A 16,435-nucleotide genomic window follows, 5' to 3' on the forward strand; every position below is an offset into this window, starting at 1 on the left:
ATTACTTCATTGCCTTCGCCAGCTCCGTGAAAATAACGCCTAGCGCGTACGCCCCCGCATCCGGGTAACCGATGCTCCGTTCGCCTACCGCACCGGCCCGGCCCATCCGCGCTACGATTTCCGCTGTCTGCTGCGCGCCTTGAACCGCAGCCTCGGCCGCCTTAACCGCCGCTTGCTTCAGGTTATCGCCTTGCTCAGCGCTTTTCGTCCACTCGTCAGCGAGCGGCGCCAGCGCATCGATAAGCGTCTTGTCGCCAACGACGGCTCCCCGGCCAAAGGATCTTTCCCCCGTATCCTGGATTCCTTTGACTACGGCATGCATCATTTCAGCAACCTCGCTGATGGACAGCTCCTGCTTCTGCTGAGCATACTTGCTGGCAGCCCGGAAGCCCGATCCCCAGATCGGTCCAGAGGCACCACCGCAGTGCTCCATAATAACGAGCGAGCAGGCATCGAGAAAATCACCGATATTCTGCTTATGATGAGTGATAATCTCTTTCCATTCCACTTTCAACTGCTTGAAACCTTTGGCCACGCTCATTCCGAAGTCGCCGTCCCCTGCGTGAGCGTCGAGCTCACAGAACGGAACTTCATTTTCGATAATGACCTCACTCATTTGATCGACGAGGTAGACGATATTTTGCAACGTTAGCCGATCTTTCTGAATAACCGCTGCCGCAGGGTCGGTCTCGTTCTTATACGATACCTCGTCTGCCGCTTTCTCCTCACGAATGACCTCGGTATAATTTACCGGCTCGAACGGAGCTTTAACGGCTAACGCCAACGTGTCGCAGGGGGCAGACAACCATTTCTTCAGCGTATCATCGAGCTTCATTAGGGTCACGGAGGCACCCGCCATATCGATGCTTGTCATGTAGTTGCCGACAAACGTCTTGAACACCCGCTTGTTCTTCGCGGTTAATTCCCGAATCACCGAATTGTTCAGCAGATACAGCTCTTGAAGCGGCGTGGCACCAAACCCGTTAATTAATACGGCAACCTCCTGCTCCGTCGAATCACTCAGCTGCAGATTGTCCAATAACGATTCGATCATGCGCTTTGCCAATTCATCCGCAGACACCAGCTCTTCCCGGCGAATGCCCGGCTCACCGTGAATCCCCACCCCGTATTCCATCTCATGATCTTCGATTTGGAAGGTAGGTGTACCTTTGGCTGGAACCGTGCAGGAGGTAAAAGCAAAGCCGAGACTGCGCACATTATCAATCGCATGCTGCGCCGCTTCCTTTACTTCAGGCAATGACAAGCCTGCCTCCGCTGCCGCTCCAGCAACTTTATGAACGAGTATCGTTCCGGCGACGCCCCTTCTCCCTACCGTATAGAGACTATCCTTAACAGCGATATCATCGTCCACCTTGACATAATCCACCTCAAGGCCGTCTTCGCTGGCAAGATGAGCTGCATTTTTAAAATTCATAACATCGCCGCTATAGTTCTTAATAATTAGCAGCGTTCCTTTGCTGCCTGCCGTATTCTTAATCGCCTGATATACCTGGATTTGCGATGGAGAAGCGAATACGTCGCCGCATACAGCCGCATCCAGCATTCCGCTGCCTACAAATCCGGCATGAGCGGGCTCATGCCCGCTCCCGCCGCCACTGATCAGCGTCACTTTATCAGGATTGTTTTTCTTTTTGGAAATGACCTTGAATTTGTAGTTGAAATCCAGCTCAGGATGCGCTAAGACAAGCCCATTGCACATTTCCCGAACCAAGGTTTCAGGCTTATTCATTATTTTTTTCATCTTAAATCTCCTTGGTTAATTTATATTGGCGTCCCAAATGGTCCGCAGCCATAATCGCCGACGCAACCGCATCCTCGGAAATCGGGAACGGCATCGAGTGGATGGACTCTTCAGCGATACATGCTTTTTTGGCCACCTCAAGCAATTCCTCATAGCTCACATGCTCTACACCGATATCTGCCAGACATACCGGCAGACCGATAGAGAGGGAGAAATCCAGCACTTCTTTCATTTCGGCCCGATCGGCATTTTCTAGTACCAATTGGGCAATCGTACTGAAGGCTACCTTCTCCCCATGATAATAATGATGCGTTCCTTCCAGAGCTGTTAGGCCGTTATGAATGGCGTGAATCGCAGCCAGCCCGCCGCTTTCAAAACCTAATCCGGATAGCAGAATATTCGTCTCGACGATATTCTCCAAAGCCGGAGTTACAATGTTCTGATCACAGGCCAGCTTGGCTTTATGTCCGTTCTCCAGCAAGGTCTCATAACATAGCTTGGCGAGTCCCAGCGCTGTAATCGTCCCTTTGGCATCACCGCATACGCCTTCGCGAACCCCGCACGGCAATCCGGCGTTCACATTGGAATACGAATTGGCCGTAGCTCTGGCCTCAAAATAAGTTGAGAGCGCATCTCCCATCCCGGCGACGAGAAATCTTGTCGGCGCTTGGGCGATGACTGTCGTATCGATCATGACTACGCTCGGACTTTGCTTAAAATACGCATAATCATCGAATTCTCCCTCTGGAGTATAGAGAACAGCGGAATGGCTTGTAGGCGCATCGGTAGCCGCAATCGTAGGCACGATGATCAGAGCTTCGCCTTCGGCTACACATTTCGCTGTATCAATCGCCTTGCCGCCGCCAAGACCCACCGTACATGCACAGTTGTGCTCCTTGGCCAACGCCTGCAATCTTGCTACTTCCTGACGCGAGCATTCCCCATGGAATCCGCTTTCTACAAAGGTAATATTGAATTTATGTTTAGTTGCCTCAAGCTTATCCTTCACGCGGGCCACATCATCAGGATGTGCTATTAACAGCGCAGAATCACCAAAGGTCTTCACAAAATAGCCCAGATTTAACAGTTCATTTTCCCCTTGCACATATTTCGTTGGACTAATAAACGCTCTTCTCATCTTACATCCTCCTCAAATCATTTATACACTAATTATAGGATGCACTATTTTGAGAAGCATGAAACAAAGAGCTTGATTTAAAGCGTTTTCTTATCGTATTTTCTTGCCATTGGGCAATATAATTGTATTTTCTTGTTCTGCAGTAGAACTATTCGCTATAATTGTTATAGTGTTTCTATTACTTCGATAGGAGACTACGATCATGTCCAAGTCCCGATTTGACTTAGAGGAAATCATAGATCTGGAGAAATGGGAGAAGCTGCAGGATGCTCTTTCGCTTGTAACGAAAATGGCCATTTTAACGGTCGATTATAAGGGGATTCCCGTGACCCGACACAGCTACTGTCAACCCTTCTGCCAAGGGGTACGTCAGGACTCCCACCTCTCGCAGTATTGTCAAAAATGCGATGCACGCGGCGGGCTTGAAGCCGTGCGGCAGAATAAACCTTACATCTATTTATGCCATTTCAATATTATCGATATCGCCATACCAATCATTATCAACAATCAATATCTTGGTGCCATTATGGCCGGCCAGCTTAAGCTGCGCGAACCGGATATGCCTCTGCTGGAACAGGTCGTATCGCGACCTCCCAATGCGGAGACGCATCGCAAGTTTCAAGCGCTGGAGGAGCATTACAAGGCTTTGCCGGTCTTATCCTATGATGAAGTAACGAAATGCGTGGACCTGCTGCTGCAATTAAGCACTTATATCGTGGAAGAAGCGATTCAGAAGCATACCACCGTCGATTTGTACAAAGGAATGCTGACCTCAAATTTGGACGCTTCCGCTCCCGCCTCTAGCCAGGTGCTGGACCCAGCCGACCGTACCTATCGTAAAATTCAATCGATCCAGCAGGAGTTGTCGGGGGCGTTAATCAACACGAAGCTAAAAAACGGAGCCGACCGATTCATCTCGTCCAATGCCGTACTCCAGCCTGCCTTCGATTATATTTATGCGCATAAGCAGGAAAGCTTCGGCTTAAAGGAGATGGCCAAGCTCTGTCATCTCAGTCCCAGCTACTTCAGCCGGATCTTCACCAAGGAGACTGGAGAGAATTTCTCGGTTTTCATCGCCAGATTGAAGATTGAATGGGCCAGACAGCTGCTTGAATCAACCGATTTGTCGGTCAATCAAGTGAGCGATGACCTGGGCTTCTGCGATGCGGGCTATTTCATTAAGACATTCAAGAAGTTCGAGAGCCTCACCCCTGCCGCGTATCGCAGCATGTACAAGGAATTGTCCGCAAAATAACCCTCCGTCATAAAATGATCGAAGGGTTATTTATGCGGAGGTTTATATACTCGTAGCCGCGGCCACAAGATTCGCCAGCTGCTCCGGGTCATAAGTCTGCCCCTGGCGCAGCTTCAATGTTTTTCGTTCCGGCGGGCCATCGAATATTCCTTCGGGAAATTCAATCCCCGCCGGATTAAAAATCGTAAAGCTGACCGCATCCTTGGATGTGGAAATTACAGCGGCATATTTTCCATTCTTCAAGAAATGAGGTTTCTTATATTGGAGACGCTCCTGGGCATCCGGGATAACCTGATACACCAACTCACGCAAGCTGACCGCCGCTTCCCTTTGCCAAGTCTCCTTAATTCCATTGATAAAATCCGTGACCTCTTGATTCATATCTTCTTCTCCTTTGGGTACAAAATAGCGTTCTTCGAATTTTATGCTCGGATGGTTGTAGCAAACTGCCACGTCACACCGAACCGGTCCAGGATTTCACCATAACAGGCTCCCCATGGCTGAAGCTCGAACGGATAACGGATTTCTCCGCCTTCCCCCAGCTCTGCAAAGGCCTGCCTTGCTTCCGCCTCAAGCTCGAAAGTCAATGACAGACTTATGTTGCGGCTGCCCTCCACAGGTTCAAAAATATCGCTCATGAATAACGTATTTCCGCCTGCCAAAGATAAAACCATATGCATCACTTTATCTTTGATCCCTTGGGGAGTCCCCGGCACCTCACCATATGTTTTGATGGCCAGAATCTCGCCGCTTAGCACTTTTTTGTAAAACTCCGCCTGAGATCTTGCATCCTCCGACATCAGATAAGGAACTAATTTTGCATTCATTTCAACGACCTGCCTTTCCCCGTAAATTAGATGGAAACCGGCATGCTTCAACCGCTTGGATGCCGTTTCTATCTTAACAACGAACGGGAAATCGCAAAATCGACAACAGTCAATCCTATTTTCCAAAAAAAATTTCTTGTTCCATTCTAAACAACGTTCATCCTCCGAAGTGCCCTCTGATCTTGGCTTGGGTGTCCGCGTCCGACGATAACTCTTCCGGGTCAAATATTTGCCGCAGCTCAATCTCTCCTTGCCCTTGACCATGCGGGTCCGGCATCCGCAGCGCCCATTTAATCGCCTCTTCCCGTGAATTCACCTCGATCAGGGTGTAGCCAGCAATAATCTCCTTGGATTCGGTGAACGGCCCGTCTATTATTTGGGGCTTCCTTCCGGGCTCCGGATAGGAAATGCGGATTCCGCCCGAGCTTGGCTGCAGGCCGTCTGCGGCCACTAGAACGCCAGCCTTTGCCAATTCCTCGTTATACCTGAGCATCGCTTCCAGAAGCTCTGGACTGGGCTTCACACCCGCCTCGGAATCGGATGTAGCCTTGACAATCATCATAAATCGCATGATTAGCCTCCTTCCCGTATACATGTCATTCAAATCCTTAGACGCATGTTCCACTCTATCTATTTCTTTGCCCGGAAAATAAATACCTGCATTTTTATTTTAAATTCAGGGCTCTTGCCTAATATAAAGGTTTATTTCTAATGCACGAACCCCCTGCCGGATTTTCCGACAGAGGGTTCAAAGAACGGGATAGAGATCATCTTTTCATCAGAAATCTTCCCTGGAACTATGCTAGAAATATACTAACCAGATGACGACTGCCAGTACGATTCGATACACCGCAAACGGAACCAGCTTCACCCGGTTAATCAGCTTCAGGAAGAAACGGATCGACAGCAAGGCGAACAGGAAGGCCGCGATAAATCCAACGATGAAGAAGGGCAGAGCGTCAGGGGTAAAGTACTGCCAATTCTTAATTAAGGAGAGCGCACTGGCACCGGCCATGATCGGCACCGCCATAATGAATGTAAAGTCCGCCGCCGCCCGATAGCTAAGTCCAAGCAGCACGCCGCCGGATATGGTCGATCCGGAGCGCGAGAAGCCCGGCCAGATGGAGAGACATTGGAACAAACCTATAGAGAGAGCCTGCTTGTATGTAATCTGATCCACCGTCTCGATCACCGGACGTTTCGGGCGGAAGCGATCGGCCGCGATCATCAGAATTGCTCCAACGACCAGACCGATCAATACTGTGCCGGTAGAGAACAGATATTCATCAATATAATTCTCCAGCAGCACGCCAAGCAGCCCTGCCGGGATCAAACCGACGATGACATGACTCAGCTTCAAGCGTCTGCCCTGGTACCGCCCGGGCATGCTCTCACTCCTCCGCTCTCCCCGGCCCCCGGCTTTGAACCGTGACAGCCCAAGCATATCGATGAAGCGATCTTTAAACACGACGAGCACGGCCAGAATGGACCCGAGTTGAATTACTACCTTGAACGTATTAGCGACATACTTGGAGGTGAAGATCAGATCGGTCTTCAGCCACATATCGTCGACGATAATCATATGCCCTGTAGACGAGACCGGGGCAAATTCCGTCAGCCCCTCTACAATGCCGAGAATAAATGCTTTGATAAGAGAAATGATATCCATTGGCTTTCTTTTGCTCCTAAGCTATATAGATTGATGGAGTGGCAGGTTGCTCTAGGACTGCACTTTTTTTCGCTTACGCCAGAACAGCACGGCAAAGGCGAGTACACCGACAGCGATCACTGTATAGGCGATATGGGAATAGACATCCATAAACCCGACGATACTCTCCCAGGAGCCGCCGACAGCTGCACCTAGACAGACAAGAATTACGTTCCAGGCCAATGTCCCGATGGTCGTAAAGAGCAGAAACAAGCTGAATTTCATCTTGTTCATCCCGGCCGGAATAGAGATCAGGCTGCGGATCAACGGCACCATCCTGCAGAACAATACGGTCCAGTAACCGTATTTATCGAACCAGGAATCGGCCTTGCGTATATCCTCCTTTTTTACTCTTAGATAACGTCCGTATTTTTCGATTATCCTTTCAAGCTTATCTACATTAAGCAGATAGCCAATTCCATACAAAATCACGGCGCCCAGCACCGAACCTAACGTGGAGGCGATAACTACGCCTGTTACCGTCATGCTTGTAGAAGTAGTCATAAATCCGCCAAACGTTAAAATAACTTCCGAAGGGATCGGCGGAAACACATTTTCAAGAGCGATCAGAAATAAGATGCCGAAGTATCCGAACTGTTCCATAATGCTCGTTATCCAATTTTCCATGTATACCTCCGAGAAAACTATGTTTTAAATTTGAAGCGGGCCCTTCTCTCTGCCCCGGCTTCATTTCAATTAGTAAATTCTGATCGCTTTCTGTAAATTGCGCAAATAACGGGCCCGGATGAACAGGAAATAGACTACCTGTACCAGACAGAAGCTGCTCAGAATCAGCCCGGCTTCCCAGGCAATGGACATATATAAATAACTCTGCAGAGCAATAAATGCAAACAGGCTGTGGATCATCGCCACCCCGATCGGAACGAAAAACAATAAGGCCAGCTGCTGTGACACGACCTTCTCCATCTCCTGGTGGGTTAAACCAAGCTTCGTCAGGGCAGCATACTGCCTGCGGTCGTAATCCAAATCGCTGTATAGACGAAAGTACAATACGCTGCCTGCGGCAATGTAAAATACGGTCCCGACGAGGAGTGCGAAGAACAACAGCGCACCATACGAGCTCCTCTGCACCTCGAACAGGGTTCCGCTTACCGTCAATGCATAGGGCTTACCCGCTTCATAATCCATTTTGCCATGCTTGGTCAGCTCCATAGCCATTCCTACGGTCTGCTCCTGCTGATCGGCATAAAAGCCTGTAAATCGCTCCGTTCGTTCCCTCTGCTTGAGGTTTTGCAGCAGCGAATCATTCACAACCAGACCGGAGAAGGTTCCCTCGCGACTATTCCCAAGCTCGGGAGTTAAATATTCCGGCACGGCAACATGCTCGGTAATCCCCGTCTCTCGCAAGCGGATTCCCCGTTCCTCCAGCGTATATTCCGCTGGCTTACGCTCCTCCAGCAACAGCCTCTCCCGCTGCGAGCTAAGCAGGATCAGCGCTTCCTGCGCTCCGGGCGGATGCTCATTTACCTTAAGACCGGCCGCCTTGACCGCTGCTTCATAATCCGCGAAGCCGACCAAGGCCATGGTGCGCGGCCCGGAATCAAGCGTGGATTTCTTCACCTTGACATAGATCAAGTCCATACCGCCCATCTGATACGGCACTTGCCTGGCTTGAAGCTCGGAGCGGATTTGCTCCAGATGCTCGGAGGCAAGCCTGCTTCCTGGCTTGGCTACATAGGCGATATCCGCCGGATAATCCGCCTCGAATTCATCCGACAGCCGGTTGATCGAAGCAAACACGCCGATCGCACAGAAGGTAACTGTGGAGACAATCGTAACGAGAAAGAACATTCTCGAATTATCCTTCAAGCGATAAGACAGATTCGAGATCGTGACCAGGTTCGTCTTTTTCCAATAAAATTCAATCGTTCTCTTGGCCCATTCGAGCAATGACAAGCTAAGCTGAGTGTACAAGAAATAGGTCCCCACGATCGTCATACACGTAACCGGCACCATACGAATTAATACGGTGGATGCCGTAGCCGAAGCTGCCAGATAGTAGCTTGCCATCAGCAATAGAGCAGCGAATAGCGACAAAAGCTTGGAAGCTTGCGGCGGTGCTCCCCGGTGACGATCCGACTGGAAGAGATCGATGAGACGGGTAGAGCCAAGCAGCATCATCGTACATAGAGAAATGACGAGAAACAGCAAGGCAAAGGCCCCGATTGTAAGCAATAGACTATATAGCGAGACGTGGAACGGAAGCGAGACAATCCCTAACAGATTGGAGCCTGCCATGAGGAATAGCTTGGCGGTGAGCAAACCGCCGATCATCCCAACGACAATCGCACCCGCACCGATCAGCATATTTTCATAGAACAGCATCTTACGGAGCTGCTTATCCGTCATGCCCAATAGCAGTAATGTTCCAAACTGATGTCTTCGTGAGCGGAGAAAAGAACCGACCGAATATAACACAAACAGGAAGCAGAATACATACATAATCGACACCGCTTCCGCAAGCACGACCTTGGCCGGAGTATACAGCGGCTGCTTCGCAAGATCGGGATGGAACAAGAACAATGCGCAGACAAAGAAGATCAGAACCGAGAAGGAGCTGCTTAAGAAATAGGCGGCATAAATCCGCTTATTGCGCAGCACATTGCTATAGGCGAACTGTCGGAAAGTGATGAGATTCCCCTCCCAGCAGCGACATCATGTCAATAATCTTTTGAAAGAAAACCTGTCTGTTATCCCCCCGATAAAGCTCGTTGTAAATTCTTCCATCCTTGATGAACAGGACGCGATGACAATAACTGGCGGCTATAGCGTCATGTGTGACCATCAGAATCGTCGTCTTATCCTCACGGTTAATAAGCTCGAACGCTTCCATCACTTCACGCGAGGATCTGGAATCCAGATTGCCCGTCGGCTCATCCGCGAGCAACAACGAAGGCTTGTGAATCAGAGCGCGGGCGATGGCTGTCCGCTGCATCTGTCCACCTGATATTTCACCTGCATACTGCTTCATAATCGCTTCGATTCCTAGCCTGGCGGCGAGCGACTGGGCTCTGCTCTTCATCTCATGGATGGGCAGTCCCTCCAAGGTCAGCGGCAGCACAATGTTCTCTTCCACCGTCAAAGTATCAAGAAGATTGAAGCGCTGAAATATGAACCCGAGCTGACGTCGGCGGAACAGAGCTGTCTCATCCTTGTTCAGCTTTTGCGGGTCCTGTCCGTTCAGAGTCAGCGTTCCACTTGTCGGCTCATCAATCGTAGCGATCACATTCAACAGCGTCGTCTTGCCGCTGCCGGAGGGCCCCATAATCCCAACGAATTGTCCCGCTTCGATTTTGAAGGACACATGATCCAGCGCTCTCGTTGATATTTTTTTGCCTTCGTAAATTTTGGACAACCCGTTAACTTCTAGAACCGGCATGAACTGCGCCCCTTTTCCTTCGCTGATTTGAGTATACTAAGGGGCAGATCATCGCTGCCATTGATTAATCTTACACTACCTTACTTGTTTGTAAGGTTAGAGGCGTCTCCCCCTGAGATACAATTACGCTTCAAAAATAATCCGTACCGTCGTCCCCTGATCCGGCTTCGATTCAAGCTCCAGCCGGTGCCCCAGCTTCCCACAGATTTGCTTCGCCAGATACAAGCCCATTCCGGTAGACTCCTGGAAGCTGCGTCCGTTCTCCCCGGTAAAATAAGCATCAAAGACACGCGGCAGATCGCTCTCTTGAATTCCGACTCCTTCATCTGTCACTTCCAAGACGGTGTGACCTTCTTGAAGAAAGCCGCGGAAATAAACTTTTCCTCCAGCCTTGACTGTATATTTCACAGCATTTGTCATTAGCTGCGTGATAGTAAAGGTCAACCACTTCTCATCCGAATGTACATACAATAAGTCAGGTACCGCGATGTCCGGATACACCCTGCCGCGGATAAAAAGCCTTTTCTGCGCAGATACAACCGTCTTGATCAAGCCGCTCAGCGACAACTGCTCCACGACAAAATCATGCTCGAACGCATCAAGTCTTGCCGTATAAAGCACCAGATCAAGTCCCTTCTGCAGGCGGTCCAGCTCATCTCCAAACGCATGAAAGCGAGGGTCATCCTCGTCCTGAAGCATTAAATGCATCACAGAAAGCGGTGTTTTCATCTGATGTACCCATTGATTCATGAATTGCACCTGATGGTGGATTTTCTCCTCCTGAACGTTCAGGCTGGCCAAGTAGCTGCGGTATTGCGACTTCAACAACTGATATACCGCTTCCGATAACGGCGTGCCGGGGTGAATCTCCTTAAATAGATCCAACGCTGGGCCTGTCCGCTGCTCCAGACTTCGGTATAAGGTGCGCTGGGTGATGTAGCGGTAAGTCAAGTAGAGCAGCAATACAGCGCCGCTCAGCAGCGCGGCGTACAGGATCACAGCTATATTGCGGTATCCATCAAGCCAATAAACAAGTGATATGACAGATAGCTGCAATAAATAGATGAATATAAGCGGACGCTGCTCCTTCAGAAACAATCTCACGCTTCGCCCTCCCAATGGGGCACCAGTCGATATCCTTGCCCACGCACCGTTTGCAGCGCATCCTCTATACCTAACATCTGCAGCTTCTTGCGTACGCGGGTGACATACACATTAAGGGTATTGTCATCCACAAACTTCTGGTCATCCCAAATTTTCTCCAGCAGCCGATCCCGGCTGACGATCCGCTCCATCCGCCCCATGAGCTCATCAAGAATCTTCATCTCGGTTAGGCTCAGCTCCACCTTGGACTCACCAATGGACAGAAATAACCGCTCTTTATCCAGTGACAGTCCAGCCACGGATACCGTCCTGTCCCCGGCGCTAGAAGCATATGATCCATAAGCCCGACGCAGCTGGCTCATTACCTTCGCAATCACGATGTCATAGTCGAACGGCTTTGTAATATAGTCATCGCCTCCGTTTTCAAGCGCCATCACCTGATCCATCTTGCCCTCGCGAGCTGAGATGAAGATGATGGGGCATGTCGATTGACTGCGAATCTGTCTGCACCAGTAATAGCCGTCAAATTTGGGCAGATTGATATCCAGCAGCACCAAATGCGGCTCATACCGCTCGAATTGCTGCTTGATCGTATCGAAATCGGCCGCCGCATATGTATCGTAATCGAAGCGATGCAAGTACTCCCTTAGCCTGCCAGCAATGCCTGGATCGTCTTCTACAATGAATATTTTGAACATAAGCAATCTCCTTTTGTCCGACTCTTACCTCTGAATTGTAACAAAAATAGACATACATATAAAAATAGAGAGGCAACAGCTCTTTGGGAGCGAAGCCTCTAATTATAGACGTTTATGTTCTGGTTAAAGTTAGCATAGTTATGTCCCCTCGGCTTATCGCCTCAGAGTACCGATTTATTCCGCGTGCCCGCAGACAAAAGCTTCAAGCCCCCGCCGATTAGCAGGAAGGCAATCAGGACAGGACGCAAATATTCGTATACGAAGTATGTGATGCGCAGTCCCGGGAAATATCTCTCGATCATGGGAACCAAGAGATCCATAGAGACATAATAGACGCCTAACAGAATCAGGATGATGCCAAGCCAGTGCTGGTAACTTCCTTTGCTATCGATCAAGGGCCGGTCCTCTAGCGGCAGAACACCATAACGACTAATATGCTGCAGCCCATCAAACAAACTGAAGAACCAGATGATCGGAATCACGAATAGAAACACTTTCAAACGCAGCACATCGATCACATAGAAGCTGCCGAGGAACAGCACCATTAATTGCAAACCGCGCTTCTGAAGGCCGAGATACATTTGACCCGCGCCTGGAAATGCCGATAGCAAGGTAGCCAGAATTTTGCTGCGTCTGCCGTCGATCCGGCCGGATTCCCATTCATCAAACAAATTGCGGTCCTGGATAAGCTCCCCCGCCTGCTTGCGGTGAACGAGCCCAACTGCATCGAACATTGAATAGAGCCAGATGATAGGCAGCAGCCCAAGAAACAGAAGAAACACCGACTCATGAGTAATGCCTGTCACGAACAGCAGCATCGTAAACAGCCCGAAGAACGAGATCAGGAAGGACAGCCCCCTCTGCATCAGTCCCAGCTGGAAATGGCCGAGGCCAGGCACGAACGAGAGCAGAATAATGAAGAAACGCTCCGTGTCCTTATCTTTTTGACTCATCGGTGGAGGGATAATTCCCAACGGATCAAGCGGATCTGCAATAACAGGCTGCTGAACGGCAGCCGGCTCCCGCAGCAGCACGATGATAAGATCGAGCATGGAGATGCACCAGAGAATAAACGCTGCAATAGCCGTTACAGCAAGAAACACTTCCTCTCTCGAAGCTATAGCTAATAGAATTCCGAACAAAATTCCCCCGAAGAAAAATACCGGGTAGAGCACGCCTCTTACCTTCTTCCCCCAATAAAGATGCCCCAGGCCGGGAATCAGGTTTAAGATAAGCGCAAGCAAACGATTGCGATAATGTACCAATGTCATTCCTTCCTTTCTGTATCAAGTATTAGTCATGTTATCTCATTTACTTATTCCATTTATCGAACCAACCGGTAGTCGCCTTCATGAGCCTATCGCTAACTGATATCTCCTGATTAGGTCGGTGGATTGCCTCATTAGCCCTCGAGAATAAATGATCGAAGAAACCGCCGGTCATCAGCAGCATAGTAATCGACGCAGCGATCACGTATTGCAGCCAAGCCTGGTTGAACCATCTGCCGATTGAGCCTTGCTCCTTGTCAGGGTTTGCAGCTTTATCCGAAGAATCCGGCAATGAGGCCATCAGTCCCTCCAGCCAAGGCCCATCCTCTCTCATCTCCGGCAGTTCACTCTCTAACGATGATAGAGCCTCAGAATAGAGGAGTGCAGCTTCCTCATCTTCAAGCAGCATATTCTCCAGCCGCTTTTCTTCTTCCCAAGTTAATTTTCCTTGAATATACGCCTTCCAGATCTGCATGGAAGCTTGATCCAGTGGTCTCACTACCATTCCTCCTCCTTCCAATGCTCTCTCATCCATCTTCTCGCGCGATACAGCTTGGATTCCACCGTTTTCTCGGTGATATCCAGCTCAGCGGCGATCTGCCCATAGCTTTTGCCATTCAAGTAAAAAGCCGTAATGATCGTCTGATGCCCGTCCGGAAGCTGCTTGATTTTCTGTCTCAGCTCATCCCTCTGCTCCTCGGCGAGCAGTCCTTGCAGGATATGCTCCGATTGGATCGGCATTTGCGAAGCCAACTCGATTACGTCCCCTTGCTGTTCCCTGCGGCGCTCTCGCTTGCGCTTCAGATCAATTGCTTTATGTAGAGCTATTCGGGTCAACCAGGTCTTGAAGCCTTGCTCACGGTATTCGGAGAGAGAGTTATAGATTTGCAGAAAGGTTTCCTGCGCAGCGTCCTCGGCTTCCTGCTCATCGTGCAGTACAGAGTAAGCTATTCGATAGACATGGTTCCGGTAAGTCTGCACAAGCTCGCGGAACGCTTCCCGGTCCCCTTGTCTGAGCTTCTGAATAAAGCGCACTTCATCCTTTTCACCAATCTTTCTCCCCTCCTTCCCTATAATAGACGATGGCTACCTGGGCAACCCCTGCATCATTTACAAATTTTTTCGTTGTCGTCGACTATATTTTTTCTGCGATTTGTTCCCTGTACTATGTAACGGATATATAGCAACTTAGTTAGCATTCTGAATAGAATTTCATAGAAAAGAATTATTTGTAGAATTATGTCACCATAAACGCGCTACCAAATAACATATAAAGAAAAATGTATCTTTTTTTGTAAAGTAATTGACATTTCCAGTATTTTAGAATAATATATAACAAATTTAACTATTAAAAATTTTAATATACGACATATGGATATAGCGTTTATTTTCATAGCTTTAGTAGATTCTTCTACAGACTACCGACATCATCTCCTGAAGAAGCTCGACTCCCATTATCGGTTGAATTGGGGATAGAGCCTTGTTGGCTTCGGAGTTGATCATAATTGCCAGTACGGAAAGGAGGAGAGCGGTTCACTGCTGCGAATGCACTTCTGAGATCTACATGATCCTAGAATTCAGTCATATGTAAGCGCTAACTTTGTATTAACTAGAATAAAGAGGGATTTATTTTATTTAAACGAAGGAGGAGATTAATATGACGGTTCAAGCTTTTGCTGGTACTCATTTCTCAAGACTGAAGATGCTCTACGTTACAGCAGGTACCTTATTTCTCATCTTTGCATGCTCTCTGATCTTCGCAAATAGCGCTTCTGCACATGGCTATGTTGTAGATAGCCGCGCACATCTGTGTTCTACGGGACAAAATACCAACTGTGGTGCCATCGTCTACGAACCCTTTAGCGTAGAAGGCCGTGGTGATTTCCCTGAGTTTGGCGTGCCTGATGGCAATATAGCCAGTGCCGGGAAGTTCCTGGAGCTTGATGCACAAACATCAACTCGCTGGAGCAAAGTGAATATGACCGGCGGTGAACATACCTTCCACTGGAAGATCGTCGCTAACCATAGCACGAACACCTGGGACTACTATATTACCAAGAAAGGCTGGGACCCGAATTCGCCGCTCAAGCGCTCCGATCTGGAGTTGTTCTGCAGATATGTTGATGATGGCGCAATCCCGCCGGATGACGTCTATAATGATTGCTTCGTTCCTAATGACCGTGAAGGATATTATGTTATCGTCGCTGTATGGGATATCGCCGATACGCCAAATGCCTTCTATCAAGTGATGGACGTGAATTTATCCAAGAATCCGTCTGCGCCTACAACTCCGGCTCCAGGCTTCCCTGGCGATCCTGACCGCTTCGGTGAATATCTCGTCTGGAATAATGTCAGAGTATACACAGAAGGTGAGATTGTCCTGCACAACGGACAGTTGTGGGAAGCACTCTGGTGGACGCAGAACCAGGAGCCAGGTACGACTGGACAATGGGGACCATGGAGATTGATTGGTCCCGCGCCTAATCAGTGACAGCTATATAACAAAGAGCCAGGCTCCTTAGCGGAGACCTGGCTCTTCTTATGCATTTCATTATTGCTTCCTATTCCTGTCCATCTTAGCGGGACCCGGTACGGAATTTCTGAATATGGGCCTTCGCATCCTCTACCGTCTTGACGCGATTACGGCTCCATTCCAGGAGAATCCGGTCGATGTAGCGGAAATGAACCTTGCCGGCAAATACCGCTTCTTTCAGAGCCAGCAGGATCAAGTCCTCCGGATAACTGTCCTGGTCTACCCAGCCGGAGATCGTCTCACATTCCATCGGCGATAGCGGACGAGCAAATTCCTTCTCGAAAATAACGAATAAGTTACGCTGCTCTTCCTCCTTCGGCGCAGGTGCCGAGGCTTGCGCTTCGGCCTGCCGGCCGGCGGCACGCTGCTCAGCCAGGCATTTCCCCAGCTTTTCATACATCCCCGATAGATTGTAACGCTCCGATTGAATCCCGGTAACCTCATCCATGAAGTCATCGATACTAAGCCAGCCTTCCTTCATCAGCCGTCTGATGACAGGGGAGAGCCCGCCGGGCGCTGTGCCCATCCGCAGCTCCAGTTGATCGATAGAAGGAAAATCATTATGCTCCACCTGCTTGAATGAAAGCAGCTGAACAAGCAGCATGACTTCCATTTCATCTAAATGCAGCTGCCGGTAATGGACGAACAGAACATGAGGAATATTCACCATCGCCGCCTCAAGTCCGAAGGAGATCCCTTTGGACCATACTTTCCAGCTATCGTTCATCTCCATCTTAACCAC

Annotated in this window: 17 protein-coding genes; 2 read left to right on the top strand and 15 right to left on the bottom strand. The window is 49.4% G+C overall.

Going from position 1 to position 16,435, the window contains the following annotated elements; all coding sequences use genetic code 11:
• Nucleotide 1: 1 nt before the first annotated feature.
• Together dhaK and DMN77_RS06385 are read right to left on the bottom strand one after the other, a co-directional pair.
• Nucleotides 2-1,762 carry a dihydroxyacetone kinase subunit DhaK gene (dhaK, locus tag DMN77_RS06380; RefSeq protein WP_069188391.1) on the bottom strand — a complete coding sequence of 587 codons (1,761 nt, stop codon included), beginning with the start codon at nt 1,760-1,762 and terminating at the stop codon, nt 2-4.
• Between the two features lies 1 nt (nt 1,763).
• Nucleotides 1,764-2,900 carry a glycerol dehydrogenase gene (locus DMN77_RS06385; protein ID WP_179014065.1) on the bottom strand — a complete coding sequence of 379 codons (1,137 nt, stop codon included), beginning with the start codon at nt 2,898-2,900 and terminating at the stop codon, nt 1,764-1,766.
• Between the two features lie 202 nt (nt 2,901-3,102).
• Here DMN77_RS06385 and DMN77_RS06390 point away from each other — a divergent pair, with 202 nt between their 5' ends.
• Complete coding sequence (locus DMN77_RS06390) at nt 3,103-4,155, top strand: PocR ligand-binding domain-containing protein (protein WP_068781684.1); 1,053 nt, start codon at nt 3,103-3,105, stop codon at nt 4,153-4,155.
• A gap of 42 nt (nt 4,156-4,197) precedes the next feature.
• Here the strand turns inward: DMN77_RS06390 and DMN77_RS06395 are convergent, their stop codons facing one another.
• The 12 genes from DMN77_RS06395 to DMN77_RS06450 all read right to left on the bottom strand — a co-directional run bounded on the left by DMN77_RS06395 (nt 4,198) and on the right by DMN77_RS06450 (nt 14,195).
• Complete coding sequence (locus DMN77_RS06395) at nt 4,198-4,536, bottom strand: DUF1801 domain-containing protein (protein ID WP_179014067.1); 339 nt, start codon at nt 4,534-4,536, stop codon at nt 4,198-4,200.
• A gap of 41 nt (nt 4,537-4,577) precedes the next feature.
• A complete protein-coding gene (locus tag DMN77_RS06400; protein ID WP_179014069.1) occupies nt 4,578-4,982 on the bottom strand; it encodes a VOC family protein in 405 nt (134 codons plus the stop codon).
• Nucleotides 4,983-5,139: 157 nt separating this feature from the next.
• Nucleotides 5,140-5,553, bottom strand: coding sequence for a YciI family protein (locus DMN77_RS06405; protein ID WP_068781687.1), 414 nt, complete (start codon nt 5,551-5,553; stop codon nt 5,140-5,142).
• 231 nt (nt 5,554-5,784) lie between these two features.
• Nucleotides 5,785-6,651, bottom strand: coding sequence for an undecaprenyl-diphosphate phosphatase (locus tag DMN77_RS06410; protein WP_068781688.1), 867 nt, complete (start codon nt 6,649-6,651; stop codon nt 5,785-5,787).
• A 51-nt stretch (nt 6,652-6,702) separates the two neighbouring features.
• The gene (locus tag DMN77_RS06415) at nt 6,703-7,317 is read right to left on the bottom strand and encodes a DedA family protein (protein ID WP_179014071.1); all 615 of its coding nucleotides are present in this window, start codon (nt 7,315-7,317) and stop codon (nt 6,703-6,705) included.
• Between the two features lie 69 nt (nt 7,318-7,386).
• On the bottom strand, nt 7,387-9,312 hold the full coding sequence (locus DMN77_RS06420; RefSeq protein ID WP_229521065.1) for an ABC transporter permease: 1,926 nt from the start codon (nt 9,310-9,312) through the stop codon (nt 7,387-7,389).
• 4 nt (nt 9,313-9,316) lie between these two features.
• Nucleotides 9,317-10,090, bottom strand: coding sequence for an ABC transporter ATP-binding protein (locus DMN77_RS06425; protein ID WP_068781691.1), 774 nt, complete (start codon nt 10,088-10,090; stop codon nt 9,317-9,319).
• Between the two features lie 123 nt (nt 10,091-10,213).
• Nucleotides 10,214-11,194, bottom strand: a complete 981-nt coding sequence (locus DMN77_RS06430) for a sensor histidine kinase (protein WP_179014072.1) — start codon at nt 11,192-11,194, stop codon at nt 10,214-10,216.
• Complete coding sequence (locus DMN77_RS06435; protein ID WP_179014074.1) at nt 11,191-11,892, bottom strand: response regulator transcription factor; 702 nt, start codon at nt 11,890-11,892, stop codon at nt 11,191-11,193. Before DMN77_RS06435 ends, DMN77_RS06430 begins: the two co-directional genes overlap by 4 nt.
• A gap of 161 nt (nt 11,893-12,053) precedes the next feature.
• Nucleotides 12,054-13,163 (bottom strand): DUF6677 family protein, encoded by a 1,110-nt coding sequence (locus DMN77_RS06440; RefSeq protein ID WP_068781694.1) that lies wholly within the window; start codon nt 13,161-13,163, stop codon nt 12,054-12,056.
• Between the two features lie 40 nt (nt 13,164-13,203).
• Nucleotides 13,204-13,659 carry a hypothetical protein gene (locus DMN77_RS06445; protein ID WP_068781695.1) on the bottom strand — a complete coding sequence of 152 codons (456 nt, stop codon included), beginning with the start codon at nt 13,657-13,659 and terminating at the stop codon, nt 13,204-13,206.
• Nucleotides 13,659-14,195 (bottom strand): RNA polymerase sigma factor, encoded by a 537-nt coding sequence (locus tag DMN77_RS06450; protein WP_229521066.1) that lies wholly within the window; start codon nt 14,193-14,195, stop codon nt 13,659-13,661. Before DMN77_RS06450 ends, DMN77_RS06445 begins: the two co-directional genes overlap by 1 nt.
• A gap of 622 nt (nt 14,196-14,817) precedes the next feature.
• On the opposite strand from DMN77_RS06450, the gene DMN77_RS06455 reads away from it, so the two are divergent.
• Nucleotides 14,818-15,651 carry a lytic polysaccharide monooxygenase gene (locus tag DMN77_RS06455; RefSeq protein ID WP_068781696.1) on the top strand — a complete coding sequence of 278 codons (834 nt, stop codon included), beginning with the start codon at nt 14,818-14,820 and terminating at the stop codon, nt 15,649-15,651.
• An 85-nt stretch (nt 15,652-15,736) separates the two neighbouring features.
• Here the strand turns inward: DMN77_RS06455 and DMN77_RS06460 are convergent, their stop codons facing one another.
• Nucleotides 15,737-16,426 carry a DnaD domain-containing protein gene (locus DMN77_RS06460; RefSeq protein ID WP_082790148.1) on the bottom strand — a complete coding sequence of 230 codons (690 nt, stop codon included), beginning with the start codon at nt 16,424-16,426 and terminating at the stop codon, nt 15,737-15,739.
• Nucleotides 16,427-16,435 lie beyond the last annotated feature (9 nt).

The organism is Paenibacillus sp. 79R4 (genome assembly GCF_013393165.1).
In the GTDB taxonomy this organism is placed as follows: domain Bacteria; phylum Bacillota; class Bacilli; order Paenibacillales; family Paenibacillaceae; genus Fontibacillus.